General features: G+C 64.5%; 14 protein-coding genes and 1 pseudogene. 4 read left to right on the plus strand and 11 right to left on the minus strand.

Translation table 11 applies throughout. From position 1 onward, the window contains the following. From HUU94_RS00035 to HUU94_RS00070, 8 genes and pseudogenes are all read right to left on the minus strand, one after another. A pseudogene (locus HUU94_RS00035) lies at positions 1-499 on the minus strand (IS481 family transposase); the annotation flags it as partial. Between the two features lie 300 nt (positions 500-799). Next, entirely contained in the window at positions 800-1,753 is a 954-nt protein-coding gene (locus tag HUU94_RS00040) for an SMP-30/gluconolactonase/LRE family protein (protein WP_217429523.1), read from the minus strand. A 45-nt stretch (positions 1,754-1,798) separates the two neighbouring features. After that, entirely contained in the window at positions 1,799-2,491 is a 693-nt protein-coding gene (locus HUU94_RS00045; protein WP_174273094.1) for a TetR/AcrR family transcriptional regulator, read from the minus strand. A gap of 96 nt (positions 2,492-2,587) precedes the next feature. Further along, positions 2,588-3,100: a cytochrome C gene (locus HUU94_RS00050; protein WP_174273095.1), complete on the minus strand. Its 513-nt coding sequence runs from the start codon at positions 3,098-3,100 to the stop codon at positions 2,588-2,590. A 9-nt stretch (positions 3,101-3,109) separates the two neighbouring features. Next, complete coding sequence (locus tag HUU94_RS00055) at positions 3,110-3,655, minus strand: methylamine dehydrogenase light chain (RefSeq protein WP_174273096.1); 546 nt, start codon at positions 3,653-3,655, stop codon at positions 3,110-3,112. 31 nt (positions 3,656-3,686) lie between these two features. Further along, positions 3,687-4,286 carry a redoxin family protein gene (locus HUU94_RS00060; RefSeq protein ID WP_174273097.1) on the minus strand — a complete coding sequence of 200 codons (600 nt, stop codon included), beginning with the start codon at positions 4,284-4,286 and terminating at the stop codon, positions 3,687-3,689. A 40-nt stretch (positions 4,287-4,326) separates the two neighbouring features. Next, positions 4,327-4,854 carry a MauE/DoxX family redox-associated membrane protein gene (locus HUU94_RS00065; protein WP_254601790.1) on the minus strand — a complete coding sequence of 176 codons (528 nt, stop codon included), beginning with the start codon at positions 4,852-4,854 and terminating at the stop codon, positions 4,327-4,329. Positions 4,855-4,867: 13 nt separating this feature from the next. Continuing rightward, positions 4,868-6,130 (minus strand): amine dehydrogenase large subunit, encoded by a 1,263-nt coding sequence (locus tag HUU94_RS00070; RefSeq protein ID WP_174273099.1) that lies wholly within the window; start codon positions 6,128-6,130, stop codon positions 4,868-4,870. A gap of 179 nt (positions 6,131-6,309) precedes the next feature. Between HUU94_RS00070 and HUU94_RS00075 the strand changes: the two genes are divergently transcribed. Next, positions 6,310-6,777, plus strand: a complete 468-nt coding sequence (locus HUU94_RS00075; RefSeq protein ID WP_254601792.1) for a c-type cytochrome — start codon at positions 6,310-6,312, stop codon at positions 6,775-6,777. Here the strand turns inward: HUU94_RS00075 and HUU94_RS00080 are convergent. Together HUU94_RS00080 and HUU94_RS00085 are read right to left on the minus strand one after the other, a co-directional pair. Further along, positions 6,774-7,916 (minus strand): MFS transporter, encoded by a 1,143-nt coding sequence (locus HUU94_RS00080; protein WP_174273101.1) that lies wholly within the window; start codon positions 7,914-7,916, stop codon positions 6,774-6,776. The genes HUU94_RS00075 and HUU94_RS00080 overlap by 4 nt on opposite strands. Positions 7,917-8,032: 116 nt before the next feature. Further along, the gene (locus HUU94_RS00085) at positions 8,033-9,850 is read right to left on the minus strand and encodes a tetratricopeptide repeat-containing sulfotransferase family protein (protein ID WP_254601794.1); all 1,818 of its coding nucleotides are present in this window, start codon (positions 9,848-9,850) and stop codon (positions 8,033-8,035) included. 359 nt (positions 9,851-10,209) lie between these two features. On the opposite strand from HUU94_RS00085, the gene HUU94_RS00090 reads away from it, so the two are divergent. Next, a complete protein-coding gene (locus HUU94_RS00090) occupies positions 10,210-12,882 on the plus strand; it encodes a TonB-dependent receptor (protein WP_438827091.1) in 2,673 nt (890 codons plus the stop codon). A 110-nt stretch (positions 12,883-12,992) separates the two neighbouring features. After that, positions 12,993-13,253, plus strand: a complete 261-nt coding sequence (locus tag HUU94_RS00095) for a hypothetical protein (protein WP_174273103.1) — start codon at positions 12,993-12,995, stop codon at positions 13,251-13,253. A gap of 146 nt (positions 13,254-13,399) precedes the next feature. Here the strand turns inward: HUU94_RS00095 and HUU94_RS00100 are convergent, their stop codons facing one another. Then, the gene (locus HUU94_RS00100; RefSeq protein ID WP_174273104.1) at positions 13,400-14,383 is read right to left on the minus strand and encodes a GlxA family transcriptional regulator; all 984 of its coding nucleotides are present in this window, start codon (positions 14,381-14,383) and stop codon (positions 13,400-13,402) included. Positions 14,384-14,465: 82 nt separating this feature from the next. Here HUU94_RS00100 and HUU94_RS00105 point away from each other — a divergent pair, with 82 nt between their 5' ends. Next, a complete protein-coding gene (locus tag HUU94_RS00105; protein WP_174273119.1) occupies positions 14,466-15,725 on the plus strand; it encodes a sarcosine oxidase subunit beta family protein in 1,260 nt (419 codons plus the stop codon). Positions 15,726-15,738 lie beyond the last annotated feature (13 nt).

The raw sequence follows: 15,738 nt of genomic DNA on the forward strand, positions 1-15,738 counted from the left end.
TCGCGACGAACAGGCGTAGCTTGCCTTCGGCGGTCTGCACCTCGGCGATGTCGATATGGAAGTAGCCAATCGGATAGGTCCCTTCGACAGGCTCAGGACAGGCTTGATCTTGCGCTTCGGTTCCCCTTCGACTTCGCTCAGGACAGGCTTGTCGCCTGCCACCTCCGGCAACCGGCTGATGCCGTGGCGTTGCAGGCAGCGGTGCAGCGACGAGCGCGTCAGATGCGGGATCGTCGCCTGGAGCGCGAAAGGCAGTCGTCCAGCGGTAGCAGAGTGTGCCTACGGAAGGCGACGATGATCGCTTCCTCCCTGATGGTCAGTACCGTCGAATGCGCGTCCTTGGGACTGGTCCTTGACCGCGGTGCGCTTCTTCCACTTGGCAACGGTCTTCTGGTTGATGCCGTAGCGCTTGGCCAGCACTCTCAGGCTCTTGACTATGCTGTATCACTCGAAGAACCGCCTCTGTCGTCGTGGCGCTCCCGTATAGAACCTGTCCCATAGCGCATCCCTCCAGTCGCCCGCGGAGATGCACTATCAAAGGACAGGATCAAACACATAGGCTGGATTTGGTGGGTCGGGTCTGAGGTGGACGCAGGACTGTCATTGAGCAGCATCACATTGTGCCGGCCAGCGCAGCAGAACGGCTACGTTGACAGCTTCAAAGGTGGCCTGCGCGACGAGTGGCAGTGACTGTTCTCAACGCAGTTGTTGGCGAAGCACCCGATTTCTTGCTTCTCGATATTGCCATCGCAGCCTTGTAGGACGCCAAATAGCTCAAGCGCCATGTCCTCCTCCAAGGTTAGCGGGTCATACTCACAGGAGTAAGCCGGAACGAGCCCGGCGTCGTGCCGCGCTTGGCTGGGTCGAAGAGATACGACAATTGTCCCTGCACGTACCAAATCTTTCCAGCATAGACGTCCACGCCGGTTGGGGCAGCGACGCCTTCCGCTAGCGTATGGATCTCGGCATGGTCGCCCGAGACGCTGACCCGATCGATATGCCCGTCCCCTTCGGCGAGCGCGAAATCCAGGCCGCCGATCGGCCGCATACCGTCCGGCGAGACGAGGGGGCGTGAAAGGGTGAGTCTGGTGACCTTGCCCGCCTTGCCGTCTCGGCCGACTTCCACGCGATACAGCTCACCACTGCGGACATTGTTCAGATAGAGATTGCCGTCGCCGCCGAACGCGATGCCGTCCAGCCCCCCGCCCTTGGGGGCGTTCAGAATGGGATCGCTCAGCCAGGTCTCGAGCGCGGTCGCACCGGGCCGCCAGCGATAGACCTGCGGCGCGCCGGTATCGGTGACGAGGACGGACCCGTCCCTGGCAACCGCCATGTCGTTGCAGACCGGCTTCTCGCCCGGCAGCGGCAGGCTGACCTTGCCTTCGCCGGTGCGCAGGTCGAAACCCTTCAGCAGATGCCCGGCGTCGGCGCCCGTCACGACCAGACCTCGTGCGCTGAAGTCGTTGGTGCAGACCCACAACATGCGGTTCCGCTTGTCCGCGAGCACGCCGTACAGGGAACCGGCGCCATAGGCGCCCGGCTTGATCCAGAGCTCGGCCTTGCCCGTCTTCATCGACGCCCGGACGACCCCGCCGGTCATGCTGCCGGCATAGGCCGTCCCGTCCGCGGCGATCGACACGCTCTCCGGGAAAAGGCGGTCGCCCGGCAGCGGAATGGCTTCGGGCGTGCTTGCGGCCGTCAGCAGCATCAGCGGGAACAGGACGCCCAGCGCCCGTGCGGTTGACCTCTTCATTCAGCCTCCTTTTGAACGAGATGATCCTCGCCGTTGCCTCCGGGATCAGGCAGCCTGCTTCGTCCGGCGCATCTTGGAAATACGCAGGTCGCCGGGAGACAGGCCCTTGACCAGGTTCAGCAGCGAATTCACCGCCATGATCTTGATCTGGGGCATCTGGCCTTCCCACGGCTTCTGATAGCCCGCGAAGATCGTGGTTCCTTCCATCGTCGCGCTGATGAAGAGTGCCACCATGCAGCATTCCTCCTCGTCCAGCCGAGGATTGACCGCGCTGACGGCGGACGCGATTCCGCGCTGCGCGCGTGCGTAGAAGTCCTGGACGAGCGCGTTGACCTTCTCGTCATGGTTGGCGAGCGCCCAAAGCTCGGGGAAAAGATTGGTCGTCAGCTTGGAGCGGATGTCGTCCAGCGTGAAGGCGATCATGCGGCGGAGGCGCTCTTCGGGCTGATCGACCGTGCCCTCGCGCAAGCCGGCGGAAATATCGGCATAGCCATTGAGGATGGCTTCCAACAATTGCTGGACCAAATCTTCCTTGCGCGGGAAATAATAGCTGAGATTTCCCACCTTCATGCCGCATTCCGCCGCAATCCGGCGTAACGTGAACGCCCGCGATCCTTCCTCGACGAGCACGCTCAACGCAGCCCGAAGGATGTGCTCGATCGTCTCCGTGCCGCACGCATAGGCGCCCGGTCGCACCCTTATACGCAGCGGCGGGACGCTTTCCTGATCCTGCTCCATAACTCCATTTTCCTTTTGCGGAGTCCGCCCATGCCATCGAAACAAGCTTATGCAAGTCTGCGGTCCTTGATCTCGATTAGATGCGAATTGCTCCGGTTAGTTCCGTGCAGGCGTCCCTTGCGATGGAAAAAGCTGTCGTAACGAGGCAGGCGCCTTGCACGTGCGCACAAGGCGCTCGACCAGCGCGGCGCGCAGTGCCTTCAAAGAAGCGTCGTTCAGCGCATGCGGGCGCTCGCGCGCCACTTCTTCCGCGGTGAAGGGCGGCGCATCGGCGGGCGCGCTCGCGCCGCCGAGATCGAAGACGACATAATTGAGGAGGTCGGCCAGTTCCGCATTGTCGGTGATGCGCGAGTGGGAGACGTTCGGCAGCCGGATCAGATAGGCGCGCGCGTCGGGCCGACAGAGGAAATAGCCGACGCGGTCGCGCAGCACGGGCAGCAACGCCGGCGCCGAATTGCCGGTGATGCCATGGCAGCCGCCGCAATTCTCGATATAATCCGATCGCGCCTGAACGGGATCGGCGATCTTGCCGACCGCTCCGCTCGCGATCGCCGCACCGGCGGCGCCGCAGGCAAGGAAGATCAGCGCCGCGAGGCGGATGTCCGCCATGGCTTGCTCCTATTGCGCGGCACCCACCAGCACCGCCGTCGAGCAATGATATTCCATGCTGCTCGTGCCGAAGCACCAGATGATATTGTTGTTGAGCTGCTGGAGGTAGAGCTGCGTCTCGCGATCGGTATTGTCGCAGCCGCACTGGCCGCACGCCGGCTTGCCGCAGCAGTCACGATAGGCGATCAGATAGGCCTTGCCCTGATCCGGGTTGATGCAGGTGCCGACCCAGGAAATCGGCGACGGCTGCGCGCCGGCCGGGCAGGCGTTGACCGCACCGCCGCAGCAGGAGCAGAGCGAGCCGTCGATCGCGCAATAGCGCCAGTAATCGCACTTCGTATCGTCCTTGGTCTGCGCGCTGCGGGCGAAGCTGGTCTTGGCCTCCACCGAACGATCCGGCTTCTGCGCCTCCGCCCGGCTGACGGGCAGCAGCGGGAAGGCGGGCGCCGCGACCAGCACGGCACCCAGCTTCGTCAGCAGGCCGCGCCGCGAGCTGGACCCCGCGAACCGCCGCAGCAGGCGTTCGCCGATGACGTCGGCCTTCGAGCTGTCCATATTCTGCCCTTCCCTGAAATAGTGACCGCGCTCAGGCCTTGACCTTGAGCCCGTTGATATAATCCTGCACCGAACGCAGCCCCATCTCATGCGCTACGATGAGGCTCTCGAGATGTTCGCGGCTGTTGACCAGGCCCTTCGAAAGCACCGTCCCCGCCGCATCCATCAGGACGGCGTGCGGCAGCTTGTCGACGTGGAAGGCGTGGCCGACTTCGGGGCCGTTGATGAACCGGTAATTTTCCAGGCCCTGCGCGGCGATCATCCGACGCTGCACCTCCACATCATCGTCACCGACGAAGACCAGTTCGACGCGCTCGGCCTTGGCAAAGGATTTGGCGGCAGGGATGAGGTTCTTGCACAGCGGGCATTCGGCCGAGACGAACATCAGCAGCCGCATCGCGGCGCCATGCAGCGCGCCGCCGATTTCCACGGTTTTGCCGTCGAGCGCGGTGAGGTGGAGATGGGGCGCGGCATCGCCGACGGCCGGGCCGCGATCGTTGGTCAGCGCACCAGCGGGGGCCACCCGCATGTGCAGCACGCCGACCTGCCTGGCGAGCGCCAGCAGGCCGACCGAAAGGCCGAGGATCACGAGCCAGGACAGGCTCTGCGAGACGAGGAGGGCAGTCAGCATCGGCGGCGTCCTTGTCGATGAACGTGTCGGTAGGGCGTAGTCAGGCAGCGAATGGCGATGAGGCCGAAAGCGCCAGCAGCGCATCGAGCAACAGCAGGAGCAGGCAGGCGGCGATGCCGGCGGCGGCGGCCAGCGCCAGGCTCACGACAGGCAGCGCACCGGGCGCGAGGAGCAGCGGCAGCAGTGCTGCGGCGAGCAGCACGTTGCGGAGCACCAGCGCCCGGTGCAGCGACTGCCGCAGTCCGCCGAAGCCGCAGCCGCAGTCGATATGGCTGCGGCCGCGACGGATGTTCTTGTCCATGGCAAAGGCGAAGATCAGCAGCAGCACGGCCGCGGGCGCGGCGGCATAAGCGGCGGGCCGTCCGCCGACGAGCAGCGCCGCGCCGAGCAAAAGTTCCGCCCAGGGCAGAAGCGTCGCCGCCGGCCGCACCAGCGGCGCAGGCAGCAGGCGGTAGTTGGCGATCACCGCCGGCAATAAAGCGCGATGCCGTAACTTGCCGAAGGCGGCCCAGCAGAACAGGATCCCGATGCAGGTTCCCGCCGCCGCGCCGAAGGAAAGGGCGAGCATCCCGAGCATCGCCTCAGCCGCCGGTGATGGTCGAGGGCGTCGGCTTGGGCGCGGCTTCGGCCAGCGGCGCGGTTGCCGGCGTACCGACATCGGCAACGTAGATCATGCCTTGGCCGGTCTTCTCGATCTTGCGCTTTTCTTCCATGGTCTTGGCGTCGAGCACGTAGGTGGTGCCCTCCTTGTCGTTGACGAAGATCAGCGGCGCCGCATCCTGCGTCACCTCGATATTGTTGACCGGGCTCTTCAGGGGGCGGCGCTTGACCACCTTGCGCTGCGCCAGATCGAGATCCCAAATCTCGTCGCCGCCTTCCTTGTGCGACCAGAATTCACCCTTGTGCATGAGCACGAAGACATGACCGCTGAGCTTGTGCATCGCCATCAGCGCGCCGCCGCCGGGAAGCCAGTTGACCACCAGCGGCCTCGTCTCGCCCTTGGGGACGCCTGCGGCTTCCTGGATCGAGAAAGGTGGCGCGATGCTGGGCGCGGGCCCCATCGTCGCCTCGTAGACCAGCCCCGAATAGCTGATGAAGATCGTCCGTTTCTTGGTCTTGTCGTAGACCGAGTTGCTGAAGATCGGATCGGCGGTCGCCGAGAAGAAGGGTGCGCTGTGCGTGATCTTCGGCTTGGCCGCCGTTGTATCGACCGTGGCGAGCGAACCGTCCGAGCAGAGCGCCGAGAAACCGACGCCGGGATTGGGGATCAGGCTGGCGCAGCCGGGCAGCTCGATCGCCCGGACGAACTTGCGCCTGACCAGATCGACCATGTTGACCGACGAGGCCGGATCGTAATTGTAGACGTAGGCGGTGCTGCCGTCGTCGCTCAGGATGAAGTTGGTCTTGAAGCCGCCGACGATGATGTGGCCGGGTATCGGGATCTCGGCTTGCAGCTTCAACTGCGTCGTATCGTAGATCGCGACGAAATCCTGGCGCGTGCCGCGATCGCTCTTCGTCCAGATCGTGTCGGCGACGTAATAATATTTGCCGGCGGGATCGATCGCGATGTCGGCGCGGCTACTGTTGTCGACTTCGCCGCGCATCTTGCCGGTGGCGCCGTCGAAGATGCGCGTGCCGCCGAGGCCGTAGCCGCCGCGGACATATTCCCACTGCGGTTGCGGCGGAAGCATCGTCAGCGTGGTCGCCTCTTCGGCCTTCAGCTCGGTCGGCTGCGGCTGGGGGGGCGCCGGCGGCGTCTCGGTGACCTGCGCCGAAGCCGCACCGGCGACGAGGATCGCCGCGCTTGCCAGCAGAGCCCGCCATGTGGAAGCTGCGACCGTCATTGGCTCACCCCTCGAATTCGTTTCACCGGCAAAGGCTGGACGATCGTCAAGAGTTCGTCAAGCGACATTTTCCGCCGAAACCGGTCCGCTGGAAGGTCGCGCGCTTGACCAAAGCTTGAAGGATGACCTAGACCTTTTCCGCCCATGCGCGATCCGGCGAGGGCGTGCTGGAGATGCCTGTGAAGCCTGTCGTTCCTTTGCTTGGCGCCATGATCGCTCTTGCCGGACCAGCGAACGCGCTGCCCCCGGCGCAGCTTTTCGCGCAGCGCTGCGCGATGTGTCATCAGGCCACGGGCGCGGGGTTGCCCGGCCAATTTCCGCGTATCGCGGGCCGCGCCGCCAGCATCGCGCAGAGCCCGGCGGGCCGCCATTACCTGGCGCTGGTCCTGCTCAACGGCATGGTCGGCACGATTTCGGCGGACGGACGATCGGTCAGCGGGCTGATGCCGTCGATGGCGGCGCTGCCCGACGGCGACATCGCGGCGATCCTGACGCATGTCCTCACGCTGGGGACGCCCGCGAAGGGCAAGAAGCCCGCGGCCTTCACCGCGGCGGAGATCGCGGCGGTGCGCAAGGAAGGTGGCCTCTCGGCGACCGCGGTCGGAAGCGAGCGCGCCAAGCTCGCGGCGAAGGGATTGCTGCCCTAGCGCAGCGCGAGATCGAGACGCGTCACCGGTGCCACGATGCCCGATCGCGCGAAGGCCGAAGCAATCGCGGCGGCGAGGCATATGCAGCAAAGCACGGCAAGCGCCGGGAGACCGTCCCAGCCGACAGCCATCGCGCCGAGCGGCGTGCCCGCCGCGGTGGCGAGCGTCTGAGCGAACCATACGTTACGGCGCTGCTCCGCTCCGGAGCATAGCGCGATGGCCCAGGCGGAGAAGCGGATGGTCGCGAAGGTCGATCCCGCGTTGAACAGCGCCATCGCTCCCGCATAAGCGGTCAGACCCGATGTCGCCGGAAGCAGCAGGGGCATCAGTATCCCACCGCCGCAAACCAGTGCCGTGATCCATGGCTCCCGACGCGGCGCGCTGAAGGACGCGAGCAGGGCGGCCGGCGCGCTGGCCAGGGAGGCGGCCGCGATGGCCAGGCCGGCCACCGCTCCGTCGATATGCAGCCCCGCCCCGACGGCGCCGATATAGCTCCAGACCATCATCGTCGTCGCGATCAGCAGTACGGCGGCGAGCAGCGAGAAAGGGGGCGGGGGGACGGCCGCTCGGCACGCTCGCTCCGGCGGGCATTGCGGCTCGGCGTCGGCCTCCTCGCGTTCGAGGAGCGTGAGCAGCGCGATGGTCAGCGGTGCCGCGGCAAGCATGGCGATCGCCGTCGCCGCGCCCCATCGCGCGCCCACCAGCGACAGCGAAGCCATGACGACGGTCGCGAGGAACTGCTGCCCCAGCATGATGATCCCGATGGTACGGTGCGGTCGTTCCTTGGCCGCCGCGGCCGCGGCGCGATCGAATAACAGCCCCATGGCCAGGCCGAGCAGCAGGCGCAGCAGCAGGACGCTGGGAAGATCCCGCGCGAGCGCCAGGCTCAGGCTCGCGGCGACGCCGACCATCGCCGCTGCGAGCGCCGCCGGATGCCGCGAGGCGAAGCGCGCGCGGCAGCAGAGCAAGGCGCCCGCGCTGAACCCCAATTGCCCCGCGCCCGTCACCCAGCCGAAGCTCGCCAGCGATACGGCGCCTCTATCTGCCAGTTGCGCCAGGAAGATCGGCTCGATGCCTGCGTGAAGCATTGCCAGCGTCGCGACCGATCGGTCGCGGGCGTTGCCCCAAGAGATCGCCATCCAATCGCCTCCGTCGCCAGACGAGCGCCCGTGACGCCCGGCCTTCGACGGCATTCTCCCCGCGGGCGGCGCGTTTTCGCGCACTCGCTCCGAATCGGATCATTCCGCGAATCCGGTCAGTGCGCAAGCAACTCTTGGGGAACGTTCGGATAAGCATCGACCAGAGGTCCCAGCGTCTCGATCAGCGGCTGCAACTTGTCCTCGAATCGCCGCCAATGCGCGACCGCATCGGTGAAGATCGGGGTGCGCACCTGCTCCGAGCTTGCGGTGCGGACCGCGCGCTCGTTCTGCCAGAAGGACAGGCACGCCTCCTCGAAGGGCAGGTCGAGATGCGCCAGCAGCCGCTCGACCTCGCGGCGCGTGTCGGCGACCATGCGCTCGTAGATCACGCGATGGACGGCGCCCGGCGCGGCCGCGTCGAACGCGGCCATCGATGCGACATAGTCCCGATAATAGCGGCCGACCTCGATCAGATCGTAGGAGAAGGCCTGGCCGCGCGCGAAATGCTGCTTCCAGGCCGAAAAGCAGCAGCCGACCGGGTGGCGCCGCGCATCGATGATCTTCGCGTGGGGCAGGATCAGCTTGATCAGGCCGACATGCTCCCAATTGTTCGGCATCTTGTCGATGAACAGAGGTTCGCCCGTCCGCCGGTGGACGCGGGTGCGCTCGATATATTCCTCGCCCAGGCGCAGGCGATCCTCGGGCGTGAGCGAGGCGACCATCGTAGGAAAATCCGGAAACTCGCCCTCGTCGACGCGCGATTTCAGCCGTCCGGCGATGATCATCATCTCCGGCAGCTCCATCGTTCCTTCCACCTGGCTGTGGCTGGCGAGGATATGCTCGACCAGCGTCGAGCCGGATCGCGGCAGGCCGACGATGAAGATGGGATCGGGGGCCGGGCAGCCGCCCTCACCGCGTTCGGCGAGGAATGCGCCGGTGAAGGTCTTCGCGGTCGCCTCCGCCTCGGCGGAAAATTCGGCCGCGTCGTGCGGCACCATCGTACGGCGCAGGCGGTTGCCGCGCTCGTAATGGCGGAAGGAGCCGGCATAGTCCTTCGCATCCTCCAGCGCCTTGCCCAGCGCGAAATGGAGATGGAAGATGTCCTCCTGCCGATCGGAGCCGAGCGTATCGAGCGCGCGTTCCATGGCGGCGATGTCTTGGCCGCCCAGCTTCACGGTCTTGAGGTTGGCGAGGCTCCACCACGCTTCGCCCATCGCCGGCTGGTAGGTCACCGCCTGGCGATAGGCGTGGACGGCATCGGCCTGCTTGCCCAGCGTCTTGCGCACATGCCCCAGGTTCTGCCAGACCTGCGGCTGGCGCGGGTGCAGCGCGAGCAGCCGCTCGTAAATCTCGCCCGCCTGCTGCTGTTCGCCCAGGCGAACCAGCACGGTCGCCTTCAACAGATCGTAGCCGGGATTCTTCAGCGGAGAGGTGACGAGAAGCTCGGCATGCGCCAGCGCCTCGGGCAGGCGGTTGTTCTGGAGGAGCAGCCGGATCAGGAAATCGCGCGCCAGATCGAAACCGGGGGCGAGCTGCACCGCGCGTTCGACCAGCGCCAGCGCCTCGGTCATGTCGCCACGCCGCCAGTGGATCTCGCCCAGCAGGCGGCTGGCTGCCGGGTCGTCGGGTTGCCGCTCGAGCGACGCCTTGAGGATCGTCTCGCCGGCGTCGAGGTGTCCCTCGTTCATCGCCACCGCCGCCTCGAGCAGTTCGGGATTGCGCGAGGAAGCGTGAACGCCGGACAGATCCGCGCGCCAGGCATCTTGCGCGCGGCCCGCCTTCCGAAGCTCGCTTGCCAGCAGGAACCAGTCGGCGGCGGCCGTCGGCTGCTGCCGGGTCAGGCTTTCCAGCGCGGCGATGGCCTGCTTGGTATCGCCCGCCGCGCTCGCGGCCCGTGCGGCCTCCCGGATCGCCTCCGTCGCTACACCGATCATCCTCTTCGACGCCCCGCCTTGCCGCACTTGCGAGGCTAAGACGCGCGTCAAGCTTTGTCGATGAGGATCGAAAAGACACGGGGTGGGCATCTTCGAAAAAGAGGCCTCCATGCTGCTTGACAGCGACACATTCATGACGAGTATGCAAACCTTGACGGTCGCCAAACAAGGACTCATGTCGTCGATCAACGCTCGATATGCGAATGATGTGAGGGGGGCCGGAGACGGTTTTGTTCGGACGGATCGGCCGGCCGGATGGGGAGCCAAAGGCAAGAGACTTAGGGATCTAAGCGCGCCGCGACGGGGAGAGGACAAGGAGAATGGCAACGTAGCAATCAGGGGGTTCGCAGATGAAGAGCATGGCGATTCGGTGCCGAAAAGGGGGCGCTTTGCTGTTGGGGACGACGACGTTCCTGACTCCATTTCTCGTCGGCGGGCAGGCCCCGGCGCAGGCGGTGATGACGGTGGCATCGGCCGATCCGGCTCCGCCGCGTTCCGATCAGCAGGGCAATGCCGATACCGGCCTCGGCGATATCGTCGTGACCGCCACGCGCAAGGCGGAGAGCATCCAGCAGGTCCCGATCTCCATCCAGGCGCTGGGCGCACAGAAGATGGAAGAGAGGCAAGTGAAGGGGCTGACCGACGTCGCCGCCTTGCTTCCCTCGGTTTCCTTCGCCGGCCTGGGGCCGGGGCGCACGACCCCCTATTTCCGCGGCATCGTTCCCGCGGGCGGCAATTACGCCTCGGTCGGATATTATCTGGACGATATGCCGATCACCGGCACCAGCCCGCCCGATATCCACATCTACGACGTCGAGCGCGTCGAGGCGCTCTCCGGTCCGCAGGGCACGCTGTATGGCGCCGGCTCGCTGGCGGGCACCCTCCGCTTCATCACCGTCAAGCCCAAGTTCGACAAATTCGAGTTCGGCTACGATCTCGAGGGCAACAAATATGGCGGCGGCAACTTCGGCGGCCAGGCCGAATCCTACATCAATGTCCCCGTGCGCGACAATATCGCGATCCGCGCTATGGGCTATTATCGTCACGATGGCGGATATATCGACAACAAGCCGAACAACGGCAAGTTCAATGACGGCAGCTCGTCGACGCTCACCTTGGGCGACAACAATCCGGCGACGTCCTATACCTTGAGCAACGCCTCGATCGCCAAGGACAATTACAACCCGATCTACGAATATGGCGGCCGTATTCAGGCGCTGTGGGAAATCGCGCCGGGCTGGAGCATCACGCCGCAGATCACCGCGCAGCGGCAGATCGCTTATGGCTATTTCGGCTATGATCCGCGCGTCGGCGACCTGCAGGTGCATGATTATGATCTCACCCGTCAGGACGACAAATGGTTCCAGGCGGCGCTATCGATCCACGGCCATATCGGCGACTGGGACGTGGTTTCGTCGACGGGCTATTTCAAACGGAAGACCAACCTGCGCAACGATTATACTTATTATACGGTCACTTATGATCGCTTCGGCTCGGGATACGAAAATTATCTGCAATTCTTCGACAAGAATAGCTGCACGGGGTCGGGTGCGACGTTCAAATGCAACAGCCTGATCAACCCGACCCAATATTTCCATGCCGTGACCAATAATCGGGAGATCACGCAGGAAGTCCGCGTGACCACGCCGAAGCATTGGCCTTTCGACATCACCGTCGGCGGATTCTATCAGGGCCGTAAGCAGGAGAACAATACCTATTACGCCATCCATGGCCTGGATCAGATCGCGGGCTACACCAGTACGGGCGGGGGCGACAGCAATCCGGCGGGTTTTGGCATTCCGGTCGCCAACGGCGGCACAATGATCCTCGGCTCGCCGGCGGTTAAGAGCGATGGTTTCTACATCTCCGAAACCGACCAAATATATAGCGACGAGGCGATCTTCGGTGAAGGCCATTACAATATCACGCCCAAATTGAAGATCACCGGCGGCATCCGTTACTTCTGGACGAGCTACAAGACGCTCGGCTTCAACGGCGTGGCCGGCTCGGCCGCGAACACCATCACATCATTCTTCGTGCCGACCGGAACCTATGGTTGCCCGATACCGCTGCCGGCCGAGCGCCTGCAATGTCTGAACTCGAACTTCGCCGCCAAGGACGAGGTCGGGCGATATTCGGAACATGGCGAGACGCACAAGGCCGCGCTGGATTGGCAATTCACGCCATCGAAGATGGTCTATTTCAACTATTCCACCGGCTTCCGTCCCGGCGGCTTCAACCGGCCGCTGCGCATCCGCAACATCGGCGTGGCGACCGTGGCGCCGTTCAAGTCCGAAAAGCTCACCAATTACGAATTGGGCATCAAGACGACGTGGAACAATATCTTCCGCTTCAACGCGGCGATCTACTTCGAGCAGTGGAACAATATCCAATATGGCGTGGTGGTTTCGGGCGCGCAGGGCGCGGGCATTACCGGCAATGCCGGCAAGGCCCAGGTCAAGGGCGTCGAATATGACGCCGATCTGAGGCTCGGCAAGTTCACCGTGTCGACGTCGGGCGCCTATAACGACGCCAAGCTGGACGGCAACTTCTGCAACTTCGCGTTCAATGCCGCATCCTTGTCGATCGCCCAATTGGGGAGTTGTACGCTGGGCGCGATCGTGCCCGGTTCCAGCCCCCCGACCCCGCAGGTCGCCGCGGCCGACGGCACCCGCCTGCCGCGCCAGCCGAAGTTTAAGGGCACGAGTTCTATCCGCTTCGACAGCAGCCTGGGCGATTATGGCGTCTATCTGCAGGGTGCCGCACTCTACCAGACCGGCGCGACGCAGGACTTGAACGTCTTCAACGATGCGTTGCTGGGTGACACGAAGGGCTTCGTTTCCTTCGATTTCTCGGGTGGGTTCAAGAAGAACAATTGGAGCGTCGATCTCTTCATCCAGAACGCGTTCGACAAGCGCGGTCAGTTAACCAAGAATACCTTCTGCTCGATCACCTTCTGCTCGGGCTCGTCGCGGACCTTCATCATCAAACCGCAATTCTTCGGGATAAGATTTGGCCAGAAGTTTCAGTAGAAGACGCGCCGGGCAGTGACGCCGGGGCTCGACGGCTGGTCGGGAGTGAGACGCTGACCTTGCGATTCTCACTCCCTCATCCGTGTCGTCACGCAATGTGGCTGGCGCCGATGGCGATGCTCGCGTCGCTGGCGGCGCTGCCCGGTCCGGCGCGCGCGCAGGAAGATCATTCGGGGCTGACCAGGGCGAGCTTTCGTCGCAACTGCCTGCTCTGCCACAGCGCCGCGGCGCCCGAGGGCGTAGCACCCGAGATATTGTCAGGGCTGCACGCCTCCTCTCCCGGCGTCAAACCGCGGGATGCGATGCCCGGCGTCATCTGCCAGCGTCGCTGCGAAGCCTGCAAGGTTCCGGACCCTTCCGCCACGAAGTGAGGCACCTAGTCTAAAGGCTGTCCTGTCAAACTGAACGTCACCCCGGCCCTGAGCCGGGGCGACAAGAGATCAACGCCAACAGGACCGACTCTAACATGACGGGCACAACATTTGTCCTGCGCCCTGTCTGCAAAGCGCCGATCGGGTCAGGAGCGTCTCGCCTCCAGGCTGGCACGGCTGGGCGGATAGCCGAACTGCCGCCGGAAAGCGCGGGAAAACTGGCTTGATCCCGCAAAGCCGCTGGATACGGCAACCGCCGTTACGGAAAGGCCCGTGGTCCGCAGCAGCTGGTCTGCGTGATCCAGCCTGATACGCAGGTAGGTCTTGCCCACCGTCTCGCCCACATAGCGCAGGAACAGGCGTTCGAGCTGGCGGATGGACACGCCGGCGGTGGCCGCAAGGGTAGGGCGATCGAGGGGATCTTCGGCATGGGTATGCATGGCAGCCAGCGCTTGGAGGACGCCTTCATGGTTCACGCGATAACGCTCCGCGAGGCCCAGCCGCTGCGATCTGTCGGCTCGCCTGGCGCTCGTCCGGATGAACCAGTCGCCAACGCCGGCGGCGAGCGCATGGCCATGGTCGCGTTCGATGAGTTCGATCGCCAGATCGAGGCCGGCGGTGCCGCCCGCGCAGGTCAGCCGCTGGCGGTCGATCACGTAAAGACTGGCGTCGAGATCGAGAAACGGGAAGGCTTCACGCAAGGCGGGCTCGTGCTCCCAGTGGATCGTGGCGCGATACCCGCCGAGCAGGCCGGCGCGGGCAAGAAGGAACGGCCCGCCCGATACGCCGGCGAGCGTTACGCCCCGCGAGGAGAGCTGTCTCAACCAGGCGAACGTGGCGGCGTCGCAGAAGGAAGACGGATCACCGGCCGCGAACACGAACAATGTATCGCATGCCAGCGCATCGCCCACCTTCGCGGATGCGACGATGCTGGCCCCGTTCGAGGCGACCGCAGGCGAGCCGGCGAGCGACACGTGAGTCCAGCGGTAGAGTTCACGCCCGGCCAATTTGTTGGCGGCGCGAAACGGCTCGATGATCGATGCATAGGACATGAGCGCGAAGCCGTTGACGAGCAGCAGCCCGATCTTACGCAAATCGCTTCGTCCGAGTTCGATGTCGCAATTCGTCATGATTGCGTCGCTTAGCGGTAAACAATGCCGCTCGAAAAGCGATAGTTTCCTATAAGGCAAACCTATTTCCGGCAGGTGGACGATTTCTCCGCGCTATTCGATCTTCGGTCTCGCGGGGAATGCGTTGACGGGCCATCGCCGATGGCAACGGGCCTGGCGCGACGCGCAGCCCAAGGATAGCTACGATGTCATCATTATCGGAGGTGGCGGCCACGGCCTCGCCACCGCGCATTACCTGGCCAAAAATCACGGCATCACCAATGTCGCGGTGATCGAAAGAGGCTGGATCGGCGGCGGCAATGCGGGCCGCAACACGACGATAATCCGCTCCAATTACGGCCTGCCGGGCAACGAGCCTTTCTACGAATGGTCGATGAAACTGTGGGAGGGGCTGGAGCAGGAGCTCAATTACAATGCGATGGTCAGCCAGCGCGGCGTTCTGAACCTCTACCATAGCGATGGTCAGCGGGATGCCTTCGCCCGGCGCGGCAACGCGATGCGGCTGCACGGTGCCGATAGCGAATTTCTCGATCGCGACCAGGTTCGCAAACTCGCCCCCTTCCTGAATTATGATTACAGCCGCTTTCCCATTCTGGGCGGCCTGCTCCAGCCGCGCGGCGGAACCGCGCGGCACGACGCGGTCGTCTGGGGCTATGCCCGGAGCGCCTCCCAACGGGGTGTCGATATCATCCAGAATTGCGAGGTTACCGGCTTCCTGACCGATGCTTCGGGCGCGATCACCGGGGTCGAGACCAGCCGCGGCAGGATTCACGCCGGCAAGGTCGGAATGGCCGTCGCCGGCAACAGCTCCCGCGTGGCGGCACTGGCCGGCCTGAGCCTGCCGATCGAGAGTCACGTGTTGCAGGCGTTCGTCAGCGAAGGATTGAAGCCGATCATTCCGGGCGTCATCACCTTCGGCGCCGGGCATTTCTATATCAGCCAGTCGGACAAGGGCGGCCTCGTCTTCGGTGGGGATATCGATGGCTATAACAGCTACGCCCAGCGTGGGAATCTCCCGGTCGTCGAGGATGTCTGCGAAGGCGGCATGGCCGTCATGCCGATGATCGGCCGGGCCCGCCTGCTGCGGAGCTGGGGCGGGACCGTCGATATGTCGATGGACGGCTCACCGTTCATCGATCACGGGCCGCTTCCGGGCCTCTATGTCAATGCGGGCTGGTGCTATGGCGGGTTCAAGGCCACCCCGGCATCGGGCTGGTGCTTCGCCCACCTGCTGGCGACCGACCGCGCGCACGATACCGCCGCCGCCTTCCGCCTCGACCGGTTCGTGACCGGCGATCTCATCGACGAAAAGGGCCAGGGCGCCCAGCCGAACCTTCATTGAGGCCATAGCCGCC

This window comes from Sphingomonas bacterium, assembly GCF_903644055.1.
GTDB lineage: Bacteria > Pseudomonadota > Alphaproteobacteria > Sphingomonadales > Sphingomonadaceae > Sphingomonas_I.